1 protein-coding gene is annotated in these 1,041 nt (G+C 67.3%); it reads right to left on the bottom strand.

Features of this window, described 5'->3' with window-relative positions; translation table 11 throughout:
* Positions 1-879 (bottom strand): glycoside hydrolase family 25 protein (locus IEY93_RS37505; protein ID WP_229691832.1); only part of this gene is annotated, 879 nt, incomplete at its 3' end.
* Positions 880-1,041: the final 162 nt, after the last annotated feature.

The following is a 1,041-nucleotide window of genomic DNA, read 5'->3' as shown; positions in this document are numbered from 1 at the left end:
GGACAACGTACCGACGAAGTCCGGCCTGCCATCCCCATCGAAGTCCGGCGCCTCACCCGTCGCATCCTCAGGCTCGGCGGCGTCGAAGTTCGCCATCGCGTTCAGCGTCGCCTGAGTGCCGTTGAAGACGTCGACGCAGACGTCGGTGTCCGCGACCCCCGGGACGCGTGCGGAGCAGGAGTACTGCCACAGCAGCCAGGTGTTCCATCCAGCCGGGAGTTTGGGCGAGTTGACCTCGCTCCACTCCGCGACCTGCAGGGGATAACCGCCAAAGGCCGTGGAGCCGCCGAGGCATGAGGAGATGAACGACTTGGTGGTGTAGATGATCGGCTTCCGGCCGAAGGCCTTCTGGACCTTGTCCAGCCACGCTTTGGCATCGGCGACGGTGACGTAGGGCCAGCATCCACCGTTCGCTTCGTCCCATTCGAAGTCGAAAACGGGCGGCAGTTCTCCAGCACGCTGTCCGGTGTAGCCGACCGAACGCAGCGCGGCGATGAAATGGTCGGCCTGGGCCGAGCCGGTGTTGGGGCTGGAGGCGGCATAGAAATGGTAGGGAGCCACGGCCAGGCCCGCGGCCCGAGCGGCGGTGAAGTCCTTGGTGAACCAGGGGTCGGTGACGTCGGTGCCGCGCGTGGCCTTCATGGTGGCGATCTCCACTCCTGACGAGCGGACCTGGCCCCAGTTGATGGCGGCACCGTTGGGATGCTGGTATTTCGCCGTGTCGATCCCGTCGATCGTGTAGCCGGACGGGCGCGATCGCGCCATGGCCGGCTCGCCCGCGAAGACGACGGCCGTTGCGATGGTCGCGAGTACGCCACCGGCCGCGACCAGGCGGCGCAGTAACGGCTTCACACGGCCAAGTGCGGTGGTGCCTCTCATCGCTTTCTCCTTTCGGCACGCGCACATGCCGCAGCGCTCGCGCGGGCCGTACGCGGGTGATGTCAGTGGGCATATCCGGCCACGGCCGGCCCGCGGTGTGGGTGGTTCGCGGGCCGGCCGGGGTGGGGGTTGTCAGTTGATGACGGCGAGGCGGGTGATGAT

The organism is Sphaerisporangium melleum (genome assembly GCF_014646695.1).
Lineage (GTDB): Bacteria > Actinomycetota > Actinomycetes > Streptosporangiales > Streptosporangiaceae > Sphaerisporangium > Sphaerisporangium melleum.
Note: the sequence above shows the minus strand (reverse complement) of the source record. Positions and strands in the feature narration are given on the sequence as shown.